Below are 17,825 nucleotides of genomic sequence, written 5' to 3' on the forward strand. Positions count from 1 at the left end.
ACTATCACTTTGCTGCTCATTGAGTCATTGATATAGTAGCTAACTCAATGGAAATTTGGTAAAAAGGTTTTATTATGATGGTGATTACTGGCGCGAGTAGCGGCCTAGGTGCTGCACTGACCCAATTGTATGCTGCAGAAAACCGTCCACTGTTGATCACGGGTCGCAGTGAGCAAAAATTAGCTGATGTTATGGCTCAGCTAACCCCTTCACAGCAAAACAACGTCCAGACTCACACAGCAGATTTATGTGTGGCTGAAGATGTCAGTCAGTTATTTTCGCGTTTATCAACGCCGCCAAGTCACGTGATTCATTGTGCTGGCAGTGGTTATTTTGGCCCAATAGAACAGCAAACTCCGCAGGCTATTAATCAGTTGATCAACAATAACCTTACATCAAGCATTCTGGTGTTGCGTGAGCTTGTTAGTCGTTATCGTGACCTCAAAGTCACTGTTGCAGTGGTAATGTCAACCGCAGCGCAAGCAGGCAAAGCTAATGAGTCGACTTATTGCGCAGTTAAATGGGCAGTTAAGGGCTTGGTTGAATCCCTAAGACTTGAATTAAAAGGCTGCCCAATGAAGTTGATTGCGGTATACCCAGGAGGAATGGCGACAGACTTTTGGCAAACCAGTGGTAAAGACATTGATACATCAAACTTTATGACGGCAAAAGAAGCCGCCTTAATGCTTAAACAAGCTTTAATCGCTACAGAACATGGGTATGTCTCTGACATTACTATCAACCGAGGTTAATATTCCATAGTTAGTTAACCTCAAATCGAGGGAATGGCTTATTATTCCGAATTGAATTTAGTGGTTTTCTTGAATGAAATTTTATTTGGGTAACAGCGGTTTGGTTGACCAATACCAGCAATATATCCACCCTGCAGGAGCAAAAATGAGATTTAACACAATCGCGTAAAAACCAACCAAGGGTAAATTAGTGGTTTTTCCCTTGGCAAACTTTAAAGTAAAGTAAACCACGACTAAGGTTAAAACGAAAATAATTTGGCCAATCAATGTTGCATTTAACGTCATGATTTCACCCGTTAATCATCAAACCCGTGATGCTGAAATAGCAACGACGTTAAGCTGATGATACATCTCATATTAGATTATTGATAAGGCTACTACAATGTGTAAAAAAGTCATCGAAATACTGGTGTCGATTAGTATTATTCTGTCCTTATCAGCTTGCGCTGAATTAAAACAGACTGGCAAAGAAATCGGTCACACTACAAAAAAAGTAACCACTGCAATCGGTCACGGGACGCGCGATACCGTTAAAGCCATTGGTCATGAAACCAAAGAAGTCATTAATGAGATAAAAGAAAGCGATTAATACTGCGATAGCTTTTTTTGTAAATATCTCAAAAATAAAGGCCGTTAATGCAGAGCATCAACGGCCTTTATTATGCAAATATGATTTTAGTGATGACAATGCTCAGTGCATTCATGATCATCATCTTCATCAGCAAACTCACCATCATCGGCTTGATTTTGCATCACGCCCCAACCGTCAGAAATACCGTCAAACTCTTTGGCAAAAGTATTCAATTCTATTTCTTTGGCAACAAGGGCTGCATATTCAGGCACCATCTGGAGACAAACAATCACTTCCCACTTAGTACTTTCTTCTTCAAAGTTAAGCTCAAGCTCACCTTGAATGTCAGTTTGGCTCAATGCTTCTAATGCTGACTCAGCATCACGTTGATCGTCAAACACTAAAAAGAAATCGACTTCAAGTGATTGCGTTAAATCAATACCGGCTTCAGCCATTGCAGCCAACATTTGGCCATTGTCATCATCTGGGAATTGCATTTATAAATCCTTTACTGAGCAGGAACAATTTCAATGTTTGTGCCATTGAACGAAATAAGATCGCCAACAACACACTTTTTACGTTTACGAGTATCAACTTCACCATTAACGGTAACTTGACCTTCGGTGATGACATGCTTTGCTTCGCCACCGCCGTTCACTAAACCTTGTACTTTTAATACTTTGTACAGTTCTACGAATTCATCACCTTGAAGTAATGCAAACGCTTGAGTTTCAGTCGTCACAATAATTGCCTTTTAATCAAAATATGTCGGTTATTATAGCCTATGCCAGTTTAGCAAGCATCAAGCATTTTGAATGGACTATCAAACCTATATTGAAATCCTAACTGTTGGCTGATTAACTGACCGTCGATAATTTTGCTTGGTTGTTGCAGTTGATTAAACTGTGGCGCAATTAACTCAAGATGCTGAGTGGCCGCGGTATAAAATACATCTCGAGTAGGATGTTCATTAGCTGCAAGATTATAAATGGGTAAAGTATCCGTTCGTGAAAGGATTAAGCTAACGGCTGCAACACAGTCATCTAAATGCACCAGGTTAACCGCAACATTGGCACCACTAATATCCGTTTTTCCAGCAAAAAAACGTCCGGGATGACGCTTAGGACCAATTAAACCCGAAAATCGTACAATACAACTATTTTCCATAGCAGAAAATATAGCCTCAGCTTGCAATAATGTTGCACTGGTTTCATTGAACGCAACGGCATTTTGTTCGGTGACAGTTTGATCTAATGACGGATAAACACCTGTAGTGCTGATGAAAATCACTTTGTGATATTGGCGATCACCCATTAAACTTTTCAACTGAGTTAGATAATCAAGATAGTCAGTTTGACCACGCCTTAGTCCTGGCGGTATATTTATCACGATGGCATCGGCATCGAATAACGCCGAATTTTTTTCTTCAATAATCACGTTGGCCAAATCTAATTGATAAGCCTCGATACCCGCTTGCTGTAATGGGGTTAAATCATCAGGATGACGTTTTGACGCTTTAACCTGAAATCCTTGTTTAACTAACTGTTTGGCTAGCGGAAAACCAAACCAACCGCATCCTATAAGGGTAATTGTGTTCATGTATTCTCAATGTGGCAAGGTTAAGTATTAATGATTAAAGTTATTAAAATAAAAGCTGATAGGATTATTGGCTTGTAATGTTTTTATAGCGCCATCAGTTAATTCATCTAACTTAACAACTTCTTCAACTTGGACATCTTCATTAATTAAAAAACGAAAACTAGGCTCTGCACCACTGACATGACAAGACCATACATGAGGCTGCTTAACATCAACGGTGGTCATCATGACTTTGGCAATATTGCCATCGGTTAAACGCACGATGGCACCGGGTGGGTAAATACCTAATATTTTGACTAGTACCGATATTAATTTATCACTGTGTTTGCTGCTATGATTTTTAAACAGAATGCCTAATGCAATCTGCGGGGTCTGGTATTGATGTAATAAGGTTTCGTAGTCATTAACTAATGACACAATCTGAGTAGTGAGTAAGATTTTGGCTTCGCTCAAATGTTCAGGAAAACCACTACCATCAATAAACTCATGATGATGCAATACAATGTCTAATACAGCTTCTGGAAATAGCTCTGTGCGGTTAAGCATGTCATAGCCAAAATTAGGGTGCATTTTTAAAAAGTTAATTTCGGGATCGCTCAAATCACCACGTTTACGCCTAATAACATCTGGCACTTTAAGTTTGCCAATATCGTGAAACAAACTGCCTAATGCAATATCACGGACCTCTTTTTTGGACAGTGATAGTGTGTGGGCAATCATCATAGACAGTACCGCGACTGAAATACCATGTTGAGTCACACTAATATCAATTTCACCACTGCCCACTAGTGTTAAATGAGGGGTTTCGCTTTCATACAAATGCTCGACTAAATCTTCAACTAAGGTGGCCGCTTCGCGATAGGCTCCTTCAGGATCACTGACTATTTTGCCAAATACCGTTCTGCTATCATTTACCGATTTTACAAAGCGCTGTTGACTGACTCGCATACTTTTTTTAGCTAATGGTCGATAATCAATTTCTTGTTCTACCTCATCTGGCTGTTCAATTTCAACAGGTTCATCAAATTTTGGTAGTAGATCATGGCCATCAATCACGTATACAAATGATACATCGAGACCTTTAATCATCTCTATTTGCACTTGTTGTTCAAGCTTAACTTTATTGCGAAAAAAAGGATGATTTGTCCATAACAAAGGCAGCTTAACGGTTAACCCGATAACCATTTGTGAAACAGGTATTTGTGTTAATTCTGCTTTAGCCAAAGTATTAATCCTTTCACATTAGCCTTGTTATAGCCGTAATGATAATGCCATTCTTACACAAAAATTTAAGTCTATAGCGCGGTGTATATTAATGTCTTACAATTTCATTTTTGTTGTTGGGTAAATATAGTGCATTTATACCAAGACGTATATTATTTAGTACCTTACTTGAGACCATCATCATTGTTAGAAGGCGTTTCAACTTGTTCAGCAGGATTGCTTTCCGTCCAGTCAGCAAAGTAATAGTATAACCGCTTCGATTTAAACACATAAATAATTGACCAAAAAAGAAACAGCGCATCAATCGAATAACCTAATTTAAACAGAAAATCATCGTGCATCATCCGTTGGAATAAAAACAACCCATCAATAATGAGTAATATCCATAAAAACCAACGACTACGCTTAAATAGAGGTATTAATATTGGCCAACTGCGTTTACGTTCGGCAATAATAAGTCCATAAATCAACACCGCACCGACACCAGCAATCAAGGCCAATATAAAATCGCCTTTTTCAGGATAAAACAATCGCACTAAACTGGCGCGGTCATTAAATTGGGTTAAGGATGCAATAAAAATGCACCATCCACGAGCTAAAAAAACCAGCATTAAATATAAAAATAATGGTGGTTTTATATGACCGTGATCATCAAGCCAAGTAATATTACTAAAGTTCACAAAATACTCTTATCGGCGGCCACAAGAATAAATAAAGCATAAATATCAATGCTATTCGCTTGATGCATTAAATAAATCCAATAAGCCTTGTTCATTAAGCACTTTGATACCCAACGCTTCCGCTTTTGCAAGCTTTGACCCTGCGGCTTCACCAGCGACAACACAGTCAGTATTTTTGGATACACTGCCAGCCACCTTTGCCCCTAACGCCTGCAAGCGTGCTTTAGCATCATTACGATTAAGTTGCGTCAATGTGCCAGTTAACACCCAAGTTTGGCCTTTAAGACTTAATTGCGATTCATCGGCTTGTTCAATGACAGGCCAATTGATTCCCGCTTCAAGCAGTTGCTCAATCACCTCAATATTATGTGGTTGAGCAAAAAATAACGTAATGTGTTTTGCAACAATTTCTCCAACATCTGCCACTTCAAGTAACTGCTCGACGCTGGCATTGCGGATCCGTTCAAAATCACCAAAGTGTTGCGCTAAGTTAGCTGCTGTTGCCTCGCCAACCTCACGAATACCTAAGCTATATAAAAAACGCGCCAAGGTAGTGGTTTTAGCATATTCAATTGCCGCAACTATATTAGTCGCAGACTTCATTGCCATCCGATCTAACATAGTAATAGAAGATGCAGTGAGCTTAAATAAGTCTGCAGGGGTTTTAACCAATTCTTTATCAATTAATTGCTCGACAATTTTATCTCCCATTCCGTCTATATTTAATGCTTTACGGGAGGCAAAATGCTTAATTGCTTCTTTACGTTGTGCTTCACAAAATAATCCGCCACTGCAACGTGCTGTAGCTTCGCCTTCTACGCGCTCGACTGTACTTTGGCAAACAGGGCAATGATCTGGGAAGACAATATCTTGGGCATCATCTGGACGCTTTTCTGGAACGACAGCAACAATTTGCGGAATGACGTCGCCAGCACGACGAATAATGACTGTGTCGCCAATCTTAACGCCGAGGCGAGCAATTTCATCAGCATTGTGCAAGGTGGCGTTTGATACGGTTACACCGCCAACAAAAACGGGTTTAAGGCGGGCTACAGGTGTTACCGCTCCGGTTCTACCTACCTGAAAATCAACCGACTCTAATAAGGTCATTTCTTCTTGCGCGGGAAATTTGTAGGCGATAGCCCATCTTGGCGCTTTGGCAACAAACCCTAGAGTTTGTTGCTTAGCAATATCATTGACTTTTATTACCACACCATCAATTTCATATTCAAGCGCACTGCGTCTGGCCATAATATCTGCATAATACGCATAGACTTGCTCTAATGAATCAGTCACTTTTACTTCACTGCTGACTGGGATCCCCCATTGTTTTAATTGAGTCAACTGGCCAAAATGAGTATCTTGCATTGGCTGTGATTCGCCTTCTACCACGCCTAATGCATAAGCATAAAAACCTAACGCGCGTGACGCAGTAATTCTACTGTCTAGTTGACGCAAGCTACCTGCTGCTGCATTACGCGGATTGACAAACACCTTGTCGCCTTTACTTATTTGACGTTGATTTAACGCTTCAAATGCTGCTTTAGGCATAATGACTTCACCACGCACTTCGACTAAATCTGGAAATCCTTCACCACGCAATTTAAGCGGGATAGATCGAATCGTACGCACATTTTCAGTAATGTCTTCTCCAACACTGCCATCGCCTCGTGTCGCTGCGCGTTCAAGAACACCTAAACGATAAGTTATGCTCACGGCTAGGCCATCGAGTTTAGGTTCGCAAACATACTCTACGCTATCGACCTTATCAGTAATGCGTTTATTAAATGCTGCGAAATCAGCTTGTTCAAAGGCATTGTCGAGGCTTAACATCGGCTTAAGGTGGGTAATTTGGGCAAATTTTTGCAACGCCATGCCACCCACTCTTTGGGTCGGTGAATCCACAGGTTTAAATTGCGGATAATCATGTTCAAGTGCCGTTAAGCGTTTCATTAATCTATCGTATTCAGCATCGGGTATCGACGGAGCATCATCAACATAATAACGAATATTATGTTGATTAATTGTGTCTGTTAGTTGATCCATTTCAGTTTGAATAGCGTGCATTGTGATATCCGTTATACGAGTTATAACTTTGATTTAATTAATATAAAGTGCTAGAACAATTAAGGCCGCTGCTGCGGCCTTAATGAATATATTAACCTACGCGGCATTCAGTCGTCGTAGATAGTCTTTTTTAATGTCTTCGGACCAAGGTTGACGTTGTCCGTCTAATAATTCAGCACCGAGATCCTCTGCTATTTGATAAGCCGAGTTTAGCATTATAGTGAAATTCATTAACGGATCACCATAACAAGGTAGTGTCATAAACAACACCACACCTTGAGTCTCAAATTGTTCCATATTATCGGGATCAAACACACCAGGCTTTAGCATGTTAGCAACCGAAAATAACACTTTGCCGGTACCAGCGTTGTCAATGTGACGATGGAAAATATCCATGTCACCAAACTTAAAGTGAAGAGACAATAAACTGGGCAAAAGTTCTGCGCCTTGAACCTGTTCACCGGCTTTAGCGACTACGTGAAGCACCAAGACATCTGTTGGTTCAACGGGTTCATTTTCAATTGACACTTTCGGCTCTGCGGTTTCATCTGGCTTAGCCGATTCCATAGCAACCGTTTTTTGTGATTCTTTCTTTGGCGTAGATACCGCAGAAGAAGCGCTTGCTGTAACACCAGAATAACTGGATAACGGGCCGCGAGTAGTTGAAGCATTAACTATTTTTTTGGGTGTGTTCATAGACGCATGAGAATGATTGCTAGGTGTTGGAGCTTGGATATCTTCTTCGTCTTCAATAAATAATGTTTGTTGAGTCGGTTGCGTCGTTTTAGTCGCTTCAGTTGGCTTAGTTGCTCCCGGTTTAGTCAATGAGTCTTTTGATGAAGCATGAGATAAGGTTGGTTCAACTTGAGTAGCCGGAGTCGATTTTGATGTACCCTGCATTTTTACAGTAGGTTTGATCACAGGCTCGTCTATATCCCCTGTTTTACGCACACGAACTGTACCAATACCATCTGCGTCAAAACCTTCTGAGTCTCGACGTTGAGCTTGGTCTTTGTAAAATCCGGCCATCGGACTCTGCTTAGTTGATTTAGGTTGTTGTTTACGAATCGACCAAAAACCGTGCACTAACACCGCAATAATTGCAATTGCGCCTAATACGAACAACACCAGTTGTAGATCTTTCATTAGATTCCCTGTCTTCCTAATTTATACCGCGTCAACCATAGCGACAGCCGCTTCAATATCCACTGCCACTATTCTTGAAACGCCCGGTTCATACATAGTAACGCCAATAAGTTGATCTGCCATTTCCATGGTGATTTTATTATGACTAATATAAATAAATTGCACACTTTGTGACATTTCTTTTAATAAACGACAAAAACGCTCAACATTGGCGTCATCCAAAGGTGCATCTACTTCATCTAGCATACAAAAAGGTGCTGGATTGAGTCTAAAAATAGCAAAAACCAATGATAAAGCGGTTAACGCTTTTTCTCCACCACTAAGTAAATGTATGCTGCTATTCTTTTTACCTGGCGGCTGCGCCATGATGGTAACACCCGTTTCGAGCAGATCATCATCGGTTAACGCCAAATAAGCCTTACCGCCGCCAAATACTTTAGGAAATAGCAATCCTAAATCGTGATTTACCGTTTCAAATGTGGCCTTAAAACGGCTGCGTGTTTCTTTATCTATCTTACGGATAGCGGCTTCTAAAATCGCTAATCCTTTATTTAAGTCGTCATCTTGGCTGTCTAAATAGGCTTTTCGTTCTCGTTGCGATTCAAACTCTTCAATAGCGGCAAGGTTAATAGCCCCCAAACGTACAATTTTTTGTTTTACTTTATCAAGCTGTTGCGACCATTCGTTTACCGAAGCCTGCGCAGGTATGTCTGCTATCACTTGTTGCAACTGAATTTGCTGTTCTTGCAACAATTGCAACTGTGCATTCGCCTGCCCTTTTAAGCCCTCACGACGTAACTTTAACGTGCTTAGCGTTTGAGTCAAGTCCTGTAACACTACAAGCTGTTGTTTTTGCATCAATACTGAACTGTCTAAACTGGTTTGCAACTCAGCTTGTTGACCTCTATTTTGTTGCAATTGCTGTTGTAAGGCTTGATGTAGCTCAAGTGCATGAGTTAGTTGTGCTGATAAGTGGGCTAATTGCTGCTCACCTCGTTGTTGTTGATTGTCTTGTAGTAGTTGTTGTAACTGAGTGTACTGGCTTGATAATTCTATCTGTTTTTCAGTTTGTTGCTGTAATTGTTGCTGACTTAATGCTTGTTGAGTAGCGTGTTGCTGCAACCGCGCTTTTTGCTGAGTTAACGTTACGACTGCTTCAGAGCGTTTGGTCTTGGTTTCGCGAAGTTTAGCTTGGCTATTTTCCCAAGCATGTTGTGCGATTTCATGCTGATTAATCGCGATAGACAGTGCCTCTTCTTGAGTCATTACCTGCGACTCGTACGCTTCTATCTGCATTTTCTTATGGCTATAAGCCTGCTCAAGCTTGGAAAGAGTGTCATGATACTGTTGTTTTTTCTTTTGTTTGTCAGCACTTTTCTGACACAGACTAGCCACTTCAGATTGCGATTTAGTTTGGCTTATTTGCAATTGATGACTCGCTTGTTGAAATTGACTTAATGCTAATTGGTGCGATGCAGCTTGTTGGGTCGCATCGGTTAATTGCTGTTGCGCCACAATCAGTTTATGTTCAAGTTCACTCAATTGAGTGGTTAACTCAGTACGCTCTTGACTCAGTACAATGGCAGATTGGCCTGCCTGAGTGTGATTTAATACAAAACCATGACCCACCAAGTACCCTTCTTGGGTCGCAATGTATTGATCATTATTTAGCTGTGGTAGTTGCTGCTTCGCTTGATCTAAGCTTTCAGCCCACACCACTGACTTAAGCCATGGAGCAAGATTGACGTTAGTGCTCAGGACAATATGATTAACTTGTTGTGATTGGGGTACAAAGCCTATGTTGGTTTGATCAACGGGAATAATATCAGCGGTTAACACCGGCAATTGACTCAGCCCGTGTAGCACCATATCAACAGCTTTCTCCCAACCCGGCTTAACCTCAACCACTTGCCATAACTGTTGCCCTTCGGACTGAATATGGCCTGCAAGTAATTCATCTATCAACTGTAAGCGTGAATGACGGTGAGTTAGGGTTTGTTTAATAGCTTGATAGTCTTCACGACATTGCTCAACAACTCGTTGCGCATTATCCAACAGTTGTTCTTGTTGCTGCTGTTGCTGTTTCGTGCTGGCTAGTTGCTTATCTATGTCAATCTGTTGTGTTTGAGCATCAGACAGCTGAGTTTGATTGTCTTGCTGATCTAGCGCCGCTAGGTCTTGAGTCACCTGTTGTTTCTGACGTTCATCTTGCTGCAAACTTTGTTGTTGATGACTTAAGCTCGATTGCGACAAAGCCAATTGCATTTTATTTGCCGCTAGTGTTTCTGCATATTGAGTTAATTGCCATTGTTGATCGTCGCAAGCGTCTTCGATCACACTCAACTGCTCATCAATCAATGCTAAAGCCTCTTCAGCTTGTTCGCATTCAGGATTGAGAACATCCGCTTGAGCGACCAATGTTTGATAGGTTTGGGTTAAGCTGGCAATAGTCTGCTCTGCAGCACTCAACTGTTGTTGAATCACATTTATTTGTTGTTGTAACTGCGAGTCTTGTTGCTGTTGGTGCTGAAGTTGCTGCTCCAACTTGGTAATGTTATTACCGGTTAAATAATATTGCTCAACTAGTTTGTGTTCAGCATCGCTTAACTCGGCAAGTTGTTGTTTAAGCTGAGTCACACTGGTATCGGCATGAAGCGATGTTGTTTGCAGTTGTTGTGCTTGAGTCTCTAATGCCACGGCTTCAATATCGAGCTTGTCGGTTTGACTTAGCAGCTCTTGATAACGCATCACTAGCAACTGGCTATGTAACAGACGTTCACTACTTTTTAATTCGCGATACTCTAAAGCCGCTTTAGCTTGTTGGGATAATTTATCAAGTTGTGCGCCTAATTCGACCCTAATATCATTTAAACGCTCAAGATTTTCACGGGTATGACGGATCCGATTCTCAGTTTCACGGCGGCGCTCTTTATAGCGCGATATGCCGGCAGCCTCTTCAATAAACACCCGTAAGTCTTGGGGTTTAGACTCGATTAAACGTGAAATAGTGCCCTGTTCAATAATGGCATAGCTACGAGGACCAAGGCCTGTTCCCATGAATAAGTCGGTAATATCTTTACGACGGCATTTTTGGCCGTTTAAAAAATAAGTTGATTCACTTTCTCGGTTAACTTGGCGTTTAACTGAAATCTCTTGATAACTGGCATATTGACCAGCAAGCCTGCCTTGGGTATTTTCGAACACGAGTTCAACACCTGCAACAGAAATGGGTTTACGTGCCGATGAACCGTTAAAAATAACATCGGTCATCGAATTGCCACGCAAATTCTTTGCTGAACTTTCACCCAGCACCCAACGCACGGCATCAATCACATTGGATTTTCCGCAGCCATTAGGGCCGATAATCGCTGATAAAGCATTATCAAATGGGATTTTAGTTGGGTCTACAAACGACTTAAATCCAGCAAGTTTTATTTGTTTTAATCTCATGTTGCCAGTTCAGGTACGCATTAAAAGGAAAAAGCAGCTCACTTTATCAATTGAGCTGCATTTTGTAACGATTTTTATCCAGTTGATACAGTTTATCACTTGTTTTATTGTCTTTGGCTAGTCAAAATCGAAGCTATGAGTCACAAAGTAGGCGGGTTATATGGTAAACAACTCTCAGACCGTTAAAAAAAGCGGTGTAAATTATTTTCTTCAAGGCTTTCAATTAATTAAAAAACCGGGTTTACGTTCATTTGTGTTTATCCCTTTAATGATCAATTTAGTGCTGTTTGCCGGCGCAATGTATTTAGCATTGGGCCAACTGACAGAACTCTTCGATTGGATGAATGGCCAACTACCCAACTACTTAAGTTGGTTACATTTTTTATTATGGCCATTAGCGGTGTTAACCATGCTAGTGGTGATGTCATTTATATTCAGCTCGGTAATGAACTGGTTGGCAGCACCCTTTAATGGTTTGTTAGCCGAAAAAGTTGAGCAATATTTAACGGGGAAAAACTTAAATACTGGCACGTCTATGGATATGGTCAAAGATTTGCCTCGTGTATTAGGTCGTGAATGGACAAAACTGAAATACTACTTACCTAGAGCATTGATATTTTTGGTGTTGTTTTGGGTTCCGGTGATAGGTCAAACAGCTGCACCTATTTTATGGTTTTTATTTACCGCATGGATGATGGCGATTCAATATTGTGATTATCCATTTGATAACCATAAAGTCAGCTTTGATGATATGAAATTTGCCCTTAAAAACACCAAAGGGTCGAGTTACAGTTTTGGTGCGGCCGTGACATTGTTTTCAATGATCCCCATCGTTAACTTTATCGTTATGCCAGTAGCAATTTGCGGGGCAACCTCGATGTGGGTTGATAAATACCGTGAAGCCTACAAAAACCCAATGATTGCACCTGATTAATTATTTAGGTTCGCCATTATCAAGATAGCCCGATCTGCAGATTGGGCTTTTATCATTCGACCTTAACACCTTGTAACAATTAAGATACATTTACAGAACAAGTCTGACCTACCTTTGAACCGTTTTTTTGCGACAATAAACAAAATAACAACAAAGATAAGAGTGTCTGTGAAATACTATTTTCTTCCCGCGCGAGTGTTTTGCTTAATATTAAGCTTAGTCTCCGGCATTGTATCACTGTCTGTTTTCGCAGGGTCTAGCCAACAATTTCATCTAGATATTCCCACTATTAATGAAGATATTGAAGTAGACGGTGAATTTAACGAACCTGCATGGCAACAGGCCGCACAGGTGATGTTGAAATATGAAACGTCTCCAGGTGAAAATATCGCCGCGCCAGTGACCACTTATGCCAAAGTGTATGCGTCAAAAACCAGCTTATATTTCGCGTTTATCGCCCATGACCCTTCACCGGATAAAATCCGCGTCAACCTAAGAGACAGAGATAAGTCTTGGGGAGATGACATGGTGGGCATTAAACTTGATACTTTTAACAATGCTCGCTTGGCTTATCAGTTTTTTATTAACCCTTATGGGGTGCAAAGTGACTCAATAGAAAATGAGCTTACAGGCCAAGAAAGTGATGCTTGGGATGGTATTTGGTACAGTAAAGGCAAACTGACAGATCAAGGCTATCAGGTTGAAATACAACTACCGCTGCGTTTATTTAACTTTGATGATCGCAACCCTTTGCAAACATGGGGTATCGAATTAATTCGCTTTTATCCTCGTAACGAAACCCATCGCATATCAACTCACCAAATAGATCGCAACGTGTCATGCCAGTTGTGTCAATTAGGCACGGCATCGGGCTTAGCAGGAGCGACGCAAGGTAAAGATTTACAACTCACCCCCTCATTAGTGGCAGATCAAAGTAGTCAACGTGATGTTGCACCGACTCAGCCTTGGAGTGATGAAAACAACGTAGAAGTAGGACTCGATTTACGTTGGGGGATTACACCAACAACCTTACTTAACGCCACAATTAATCCAGACTTTTCTCAAGTAGAAGCGGATGCCGGTCAATTGGATGTTAACAATACCTTTGCATTATTTTTTCCTGAAAAACGGGCCTTTTTCTTAGATAACAAAGACTATTTCGATACTCAACTAGACTTACTACATACCCGTAATATTGGATCGCCAGATTATGGATTAAAACTCACCAGCAAAACCGACGATCATACCTTTGCAATTCTCGCCGCCAATGACACTCAAAGCCAGTTTTTAGTTCCCGGTAATTTAAGCTCCGACATTGCTGTTATTGACGAGCAGAGCCACAACGTAGCCACTCGATACCGTTTTGACCCAAGTAAGCAATTTTCAATTGGTGGTTTAGTGACCTTAAAGCAAGCTGATGAATATCATAATTATCTTGCCAGTGCCGACATAAAATACCAACCAACTAAACACGATACCTTTACGGCACAATATGCTCATTCACAAACTGCCTACCCTGATGATTTATTCAATCAATTTTGTGGACGAGACGATTGTAGCAACGACATTGATGTTTGTTATATAGGAAATTGCGCTGTTAATGAGCGCGTACTTCGCACGAATAAAGACGGTGAGTTTAGCGGTAGAATGTTCAATCTATCTTATAAACATGAACGCCGTAATTGGTACGCCTCAACAAATTACGAATCTATCGGTAGCGACTTTAGGGCTGACTTGGGCTTTATCGATAAAGTCGATATCAACAAATTTGTAGCTGGCGGCGGCTATATTTGGTACCCAGAAAATAACTTTTTCAATAAAATTGACTTAGGTGGCGATTGGGACATTACTCATAACCAAAACAATGAACGGCTTGAACAAGAAACTGAAATGTATATTGAGTTTAACGGAGGCCTGCAAAGTTTTATCGGCGCGGGGATTGTCCAACGAGAAAGAGTGGGCAGACGCCATAACCCAAGTATCATTGATATTGATGATAACACCAGTATATTTAACCAAACATTAGGGTGGTTTTACACCAGCTTCACGCCCATTGGTTCTCTCAAGCTTGAACTGGATAGCAGCTATGGCGATGATATTGATTTTGCCAATGACCGCCCTGCCACTACCACTATGTTAAACCCTGGTATTGAATGGAAATTGACTGAGTCATTAGTACTGGACATTTCTCATCGATACCAAACATTAGATGTTGATGATGGTCGCTTATTTACGGCTAACCTTAGTGATATGCGCTTAAATTGGCAGCTCAGCTTAAACAGTTTTATTCGCCTAAGTAGTGTTTACACTCGTATTGAAAGAGACCCTGATTTATACAAATATCAACAGCCAGACAAACTTTATCAAGATATAGGTAATGAACTACTCTATGGATACAAACTTAACCCACAAAGCGTTTTTTATCTTGGTTATTCGGATGCGTTTATTGCCAATGATGACATTGATTCATTAACCCAAAACGAAAAAACTTACTTTATGAAACTCAGCTACGCCTGGCTACTTTAAGTAATACACACTCAAAACGAAGTCTTTAGTGTTGTGTAATTGATGATATTTATAATGAATTGTTTATACAACTAACGCTTTAGGATCTGTATTGGGTGTCGTTGTAGATACAGTAGTAGAAATAACAATGCCGTTGATATATAAACATCAACGGCATTATTATTATTTTTTTTACGTTAGCAGATTACGCTGTAATAGATTCATAATCGCAACTGATTAAATACATTCAACTTTAATTATAACGATAACTCGAAGCGACTAACATTTTTCAAGCACAATACTGCCAATAGAATAGCCTGCACCGAATGAACACAATAAACCTAAATCACCGGTTTTAAAATCTTGGTTAAATTTATGAAACGCAATGATAGATCCGGCCGACGCAGTATTGGCATACTCATCCAATACAATAGGTGCTTTAGTTGGCTCAACATTCTCACCAAGCAGTTTCTTAACGACAAATAAATTCATGTTTATGTTGGCTTGGTGAAGCCATAAGCGCTTAAACTCTTCTGGTTTTATTTGTTCTTGGGTGAATTGCGTATCTAAATGGTGATATATCATCGGCAATAGTTCTTTAAACACTTTACGGCCTTGTTGGTGGAATAATTTATCCGCCGTAGTGGCATTTTCAGGGTCGCAACGATTAACAAAACCAAAATTACTGCGGATATTACTGGAGTAATCGGTAAAACAACGTGTAGACAATACATTAAAGGCATGCGTTGATGTAGATAACTCTTCACGTTCAACCACAACCGCAGTGGCAACATCACCGAAAATAAAGTGACTATCACGATCGCGGAAATTGATTTGTGGTGACGTTAATTCAGGATTGATGACCAAAACCCGGTTAGCTGTTCCACCGCGTATGGCATTAACAGCATTCACAATAGCAAAAGTCGCTGATGAACAAGCTACTAACATGTCATAGGCAAACCCTTTGGTTCCCATGGCTTGTTGAATTTCAATCGCAATTGCAGGATAAGCTCGCTGAGTGTAAGCACAGGCAACAATCACTAAGTCGATGTCTTCACTCGTTAAGTTTGCTTGTTGTAACGCTTGATTTGCTGCAGCAATCCCCATTTCAGCTTGCATAGATAATACTTCAGAAGGCTTATCTGCAATTAATGGCATCATGATATTAGTATCCAGAATACCGTCTTTGACCATAACATAACGACTTTTTATTCCAGAGGCTTTCTCGATAAACTCACTTGAAGAATACGCTAAAGCTTGTGTGCTACCCGTCTCAATGTCGTTAGCATGCTCCAGATTAAACTGATCAACATAGCTATTATAACTGTTAACTAATTCGTCGTTAGAAACGCTGTAAGGTGGTGTATATAAACCACTGCCTGAAATCACAACTTTATTCATTTTACTCTACCATTTTTAGTGAATGAGTTAGCTAAAGCTCATTGAGCGCCATATATTTCGACATACATGAAAGAAGGTTTTAACATCGCTTATCGACAACCTTGCTCATAAATATGGATGGCACAAATTAGAACATCTCGCTGATTAAGCCTATTCTAGTATTTTATGATTTATTCTCGTCATACTAAATTAAATTTACTTGATGGTCAGACCATTGAAAGATGACCTTTTACCACAAAAGACTAATATAGCGACATCTTTGACAGTTTTAGAATAAATATCAAGTCATTTATAACTAAAAAGCATAAAGAAGAACAAACTTTCACTTCTAAATCCTGCTGAGCAGATTATGATTAGGTAATGCAACCATAGGAGCAAATAATCCATGAGCAAAATTTTCGAAGATAATTCATACACTATAGGCAATACACCACTCGTTCGTTTAAACCGTGTCAGTAATGGCAAAGTATTAGCAAAAGTGGAATCACGCAACCCAAGTTTTAGCGTGAAATGTCGTATTGGCGCCAATATGATTTGGGATGCCGAGAAAAAAGGCACATTAACTAAAGATATTGAACTAATTGAACCAACGTCAGGCAATACCGGTATTGCACTTGCTTATGTTGCTGCTGCTCGTGGGTACAAACTAACCTTAACAATGCCAAACACCATGAGCTTAGAGCGTCGTAAGCTGCTAAAAGCACTCGGTGCAAATGTAGTATTGACTGAAGGCGCTAAAGGCATGAAAGGTGCCATTGATAAAGCTGAAGAGATCCGTCAGTCAGCGCCAGAAAAATACCTGATCCTTGGCCAATTCGATAACCCAGCCAATCCAGAAATTCACGAAAAAACCACTGGTCCAGAAATTTGGAATGATACCGATGGTCAAGTTGATGTATTTGTTGCAGGTGTGGGCACTGGTGGCACATTAACGGGTGTAAGCCGATATTTAAAAGCACAAGGTAAAACCATTACCTCTGTCGCGGTTGAACCTGTTGACTCACCCGTTATTGCACAGGCTCTTGCAGGCCAACCAATTCAACCTGGTCCACATAAAATCCAAGGTATTGGTGCTGGTTTTATTCCAGGCAACTTGGACTTATCAATTATTGACCGCGTTGAAGCTGTATCGAATGAAGACTCTATCGAAATGGCCCGCCGCTTAATGAAAGAAGAAGGTATCTTAGTGGGTATTTCTTCTGGTGCTGCGGTTGTGGCTGCTAATCGAATTGCTGCATTACCTGAGTTTGCCGGTAAGACAATTGTGGTTATCTTACCATCGGCTGCTGAACGTTATTTATCAACTGCATTATTTGCAGGTGAATTTGGTGATAGCGAAAACGTGCAATAATGATGTAACTGACTCTACATGAGTCATCATTGTCATAAATAAAAATGCCAGCAGATTTGCTGGCATTTTTTGATCACCAACATGTTAATCTTTATTGTTATACTACCTTTCTTAATAGAAAATTTCCTTGTTAAAATATTGACAA

Annotated in this window: 15 protein-coding genes; 5 read left to right on the forward strand and 10 right to left on the reverse strand. The window is 40.3% G+C overall.

Annotated elements, in window-relative coordinates; genetic code table 11:
* Positions 1–74: 74 nt before the first annotated feature.
* Entirely contained in the window at positions 75–752 is a 678-nt protein-coding gene (locus FCN25_RS01605) for an SDR family NAD(P)-dependent oxidoreductase (RefSeq protein ID WP_137221367.1), read from the forward strand.
* Positions 753–833: 81 nt separating this feature from the next.
* Here FCN25_RS01605 and FCN25_RS01610 read toward each other — a convergent pair whose 3' ends face one another.
* Positions 834–1,037, reverse strand: coding sequence for a hypothetical protein (locus FCN25_RS01610; RefSeq protein WP_137221369.1), 204 nt, complete (start codon positions 1,035–1,037; stop codon positions 834–836).
* A 97-nt stretch (positions 1,038–1,134) separates the two neighbouring features.
* Between FCN25_RS01610 and FCN25_RS01615 the strand changes: the two genes are divergently transcribed.
* The gene (locus FCN25_RS01615; RefSeq protein ID WP_137221371.1) at positions 1,135–1,341 is read left to right on the forward strand and encodes a hypothetical protein; all 207 of its coding nucleotides are present in this window, start codon (positions 1,135–1,137) and stop codon (positions 1,339–1,341) included.
* Positions 1,342–1,427: 86 nt separating this feature from the next.
* Here FCN25_RS01615 and FCN25_RS01620 read toward each other — a convergent pair whose 3' ends face one another.
* The 8 genes from FCN25_RS01620 to FCN25_RS01655 form a co-directional block, all read right to left on the reverse strand.
* Positions 1,428–1,820, reverse strand: coding sequence for a ribonuclease E inhibitor RraB (locus FCN25_RS01620; RefSeq protein ID WP_137221373.1), 393 nt, complete (start codon positions 1,818–1,820; stop codon positions 1,428–1,430).
* Between the two features lie 11 nt (positions 1,821–1,831).
* The gene (locus tag FCN25_RS01625) at positions 1,832–2,065 is read right to left on the reverse strand and encodes an RNA-binding S4 domain-containing protein (protein WP_137221375.1); all 234 of its coding nucleotides are present in this window, start codon (positions 2,063–2,065) and stop codon (positions 1,832–1,834) included.
* Positions 2,066–2,115: 50 nt separating this feature from the next.
* On the reverse strand, positions 2,116–2,922 hold the full coding sequence (locus FCN25_RS01630) for an SDR family oxidoreductase (RefSeq protein ID WP_137221378.1): 807 nt from the start codon (positions 2,920–2,922) through the stop codon (positions 2,116–2,118).
* Positions 2,923–2,949: 27 nt separating this feature from the next.
* A complete protein-coding gene (locus FCN25_RS01635) occupies positions 2,950–4,146 on the reverse strand; it encodes an HD domain-containing phosphohydrolase (protein ID WP_137221380.1) in 1,197 nt (398 codons plus the stop codon).
* Positions 4,147–4,310: 164 nt separating this feature from the next.
* A complete protein-coding gene (locus FCN25_RS01640) occupies positions 4,311–4,826 on the reverse strand; it encodes a DUF2919 domain-containing protein (protein ID WP_137221382.1) in 516 nt (171 codons plus the stop codon).
* 51 nt (positions 4,827–4,877) lie between these two features.
* Positions 4,878–6,893, reverse strand: a complete 2,016-nt coding sequence (gene ligA / locus FCN25_RS01645; protein WP_137221384.1) for an NAD-dependent DNA ligase LigA — start codon at positions 6,891–6,893, stop codon at positions 4,878–4,880.
* A 96-nt stretch (positions 6,894–6,989) separates the two neighbouring features.
* Positions 6,990–8,039, reverse strand: coding sequence for a cell division protein ZipA (gene zipA / locus FCN25_RS01650; RefSeq protein WP_137221386.1), 1,050 nt, complete (start codon positions 8,037–8,039; stop codon positions 6,990–6,992).
* A gap of 21 nt (positions 8,040–8,060) precedes the next feature.
* The gene (locus tag FCN25_RS01655; RefSeq protein ID WP_137221388.1) at positions 8,061–11,489 is read right to left on the reverse strand and encodes a chromosome segregation protein SMC; all 3,429 of its coding nucleotides are present in this window, start codon (positions 11,487–11,489) and stop codon (positions 8,061–8,063) included.
* 160 nt (positions 11,490–11,649) lie between these two features.
* Here FCN25_RS01655 and cysZ point away from each other — a divergent pair, with 160 nt between their 5' ends.
* Together cysZ and FCN25_RS01665 are read left to right on the forward strand one after the other, a co-directional pair.
* Positions 11,650–12,423 (forward strand): sulfate transporter CysZ, encoded by a 774-nt coding sequence (cysZ, locus tag FCN25_RS01660; protein WP_137221390.1) that lies wholly within the window; start codon positions 11,650–11,652, stop codon positions 12,421–12,423.
* A gap of 168 nt (positions 12,424–12,591) precedes the next feature.
* The gene (locus tag FCN25_RS01665) at positions 12,592–14,949 is read left to right on the forward strand and encodes a carbohydrate binding family 9 domain-containing protein (protein ID WP_175405813.1); all 2,358 of its coding nucleotides are present in this window, start codon (positions 12,592–12,594) and stop codon (positions 14,947–14,949) included.
* 258 nt (positions 14,950–15,207) lie between these two features.
* Here FCN25_RS01665 and FCN25_RS01670 read toward each other — a convergent pair whose 3' ends face one another.
* A complete protein-coding gene (locus tag FCN25_RS01670) occupies positions 15,208–16,329 on the reverse strand; it encodes a beta-ketoacyl-ACP synthase III (RefSeq protein ID WP_137221394.1) in 1,122 nt (373 codons plus the stop codon).
* A 385-nt stretch (positions 16,330–16,714) separates the two neighbouring features.
* On the opposite strand from FCN25_RS01670, the gene cysK reads away from it, so the two are divergent.
* On the forward strand, positions 16,715–17,680 hold the full coding sequence (cysK, locus tag FCN25_RS01675) for a cysteine synthase A (protein ID WP_137221396.1): 966 nt from the start codon (positions 16,715–16,717) through the stop codon (positions 17,678–17,680).
* Positions 17,681–17,825 lie beyond the last annotated feature (145 nt).

Source organism: Shewanella sp. MEBiC00475 (assembly GCF_005234075.1).
Classification (GTDB): domain Bacteria; phylum Pseudomonadota; class Gammaproteobacteria; order Enterobacterales; family Shewanellaceae; genus Shewanella; species Shewanella polaris.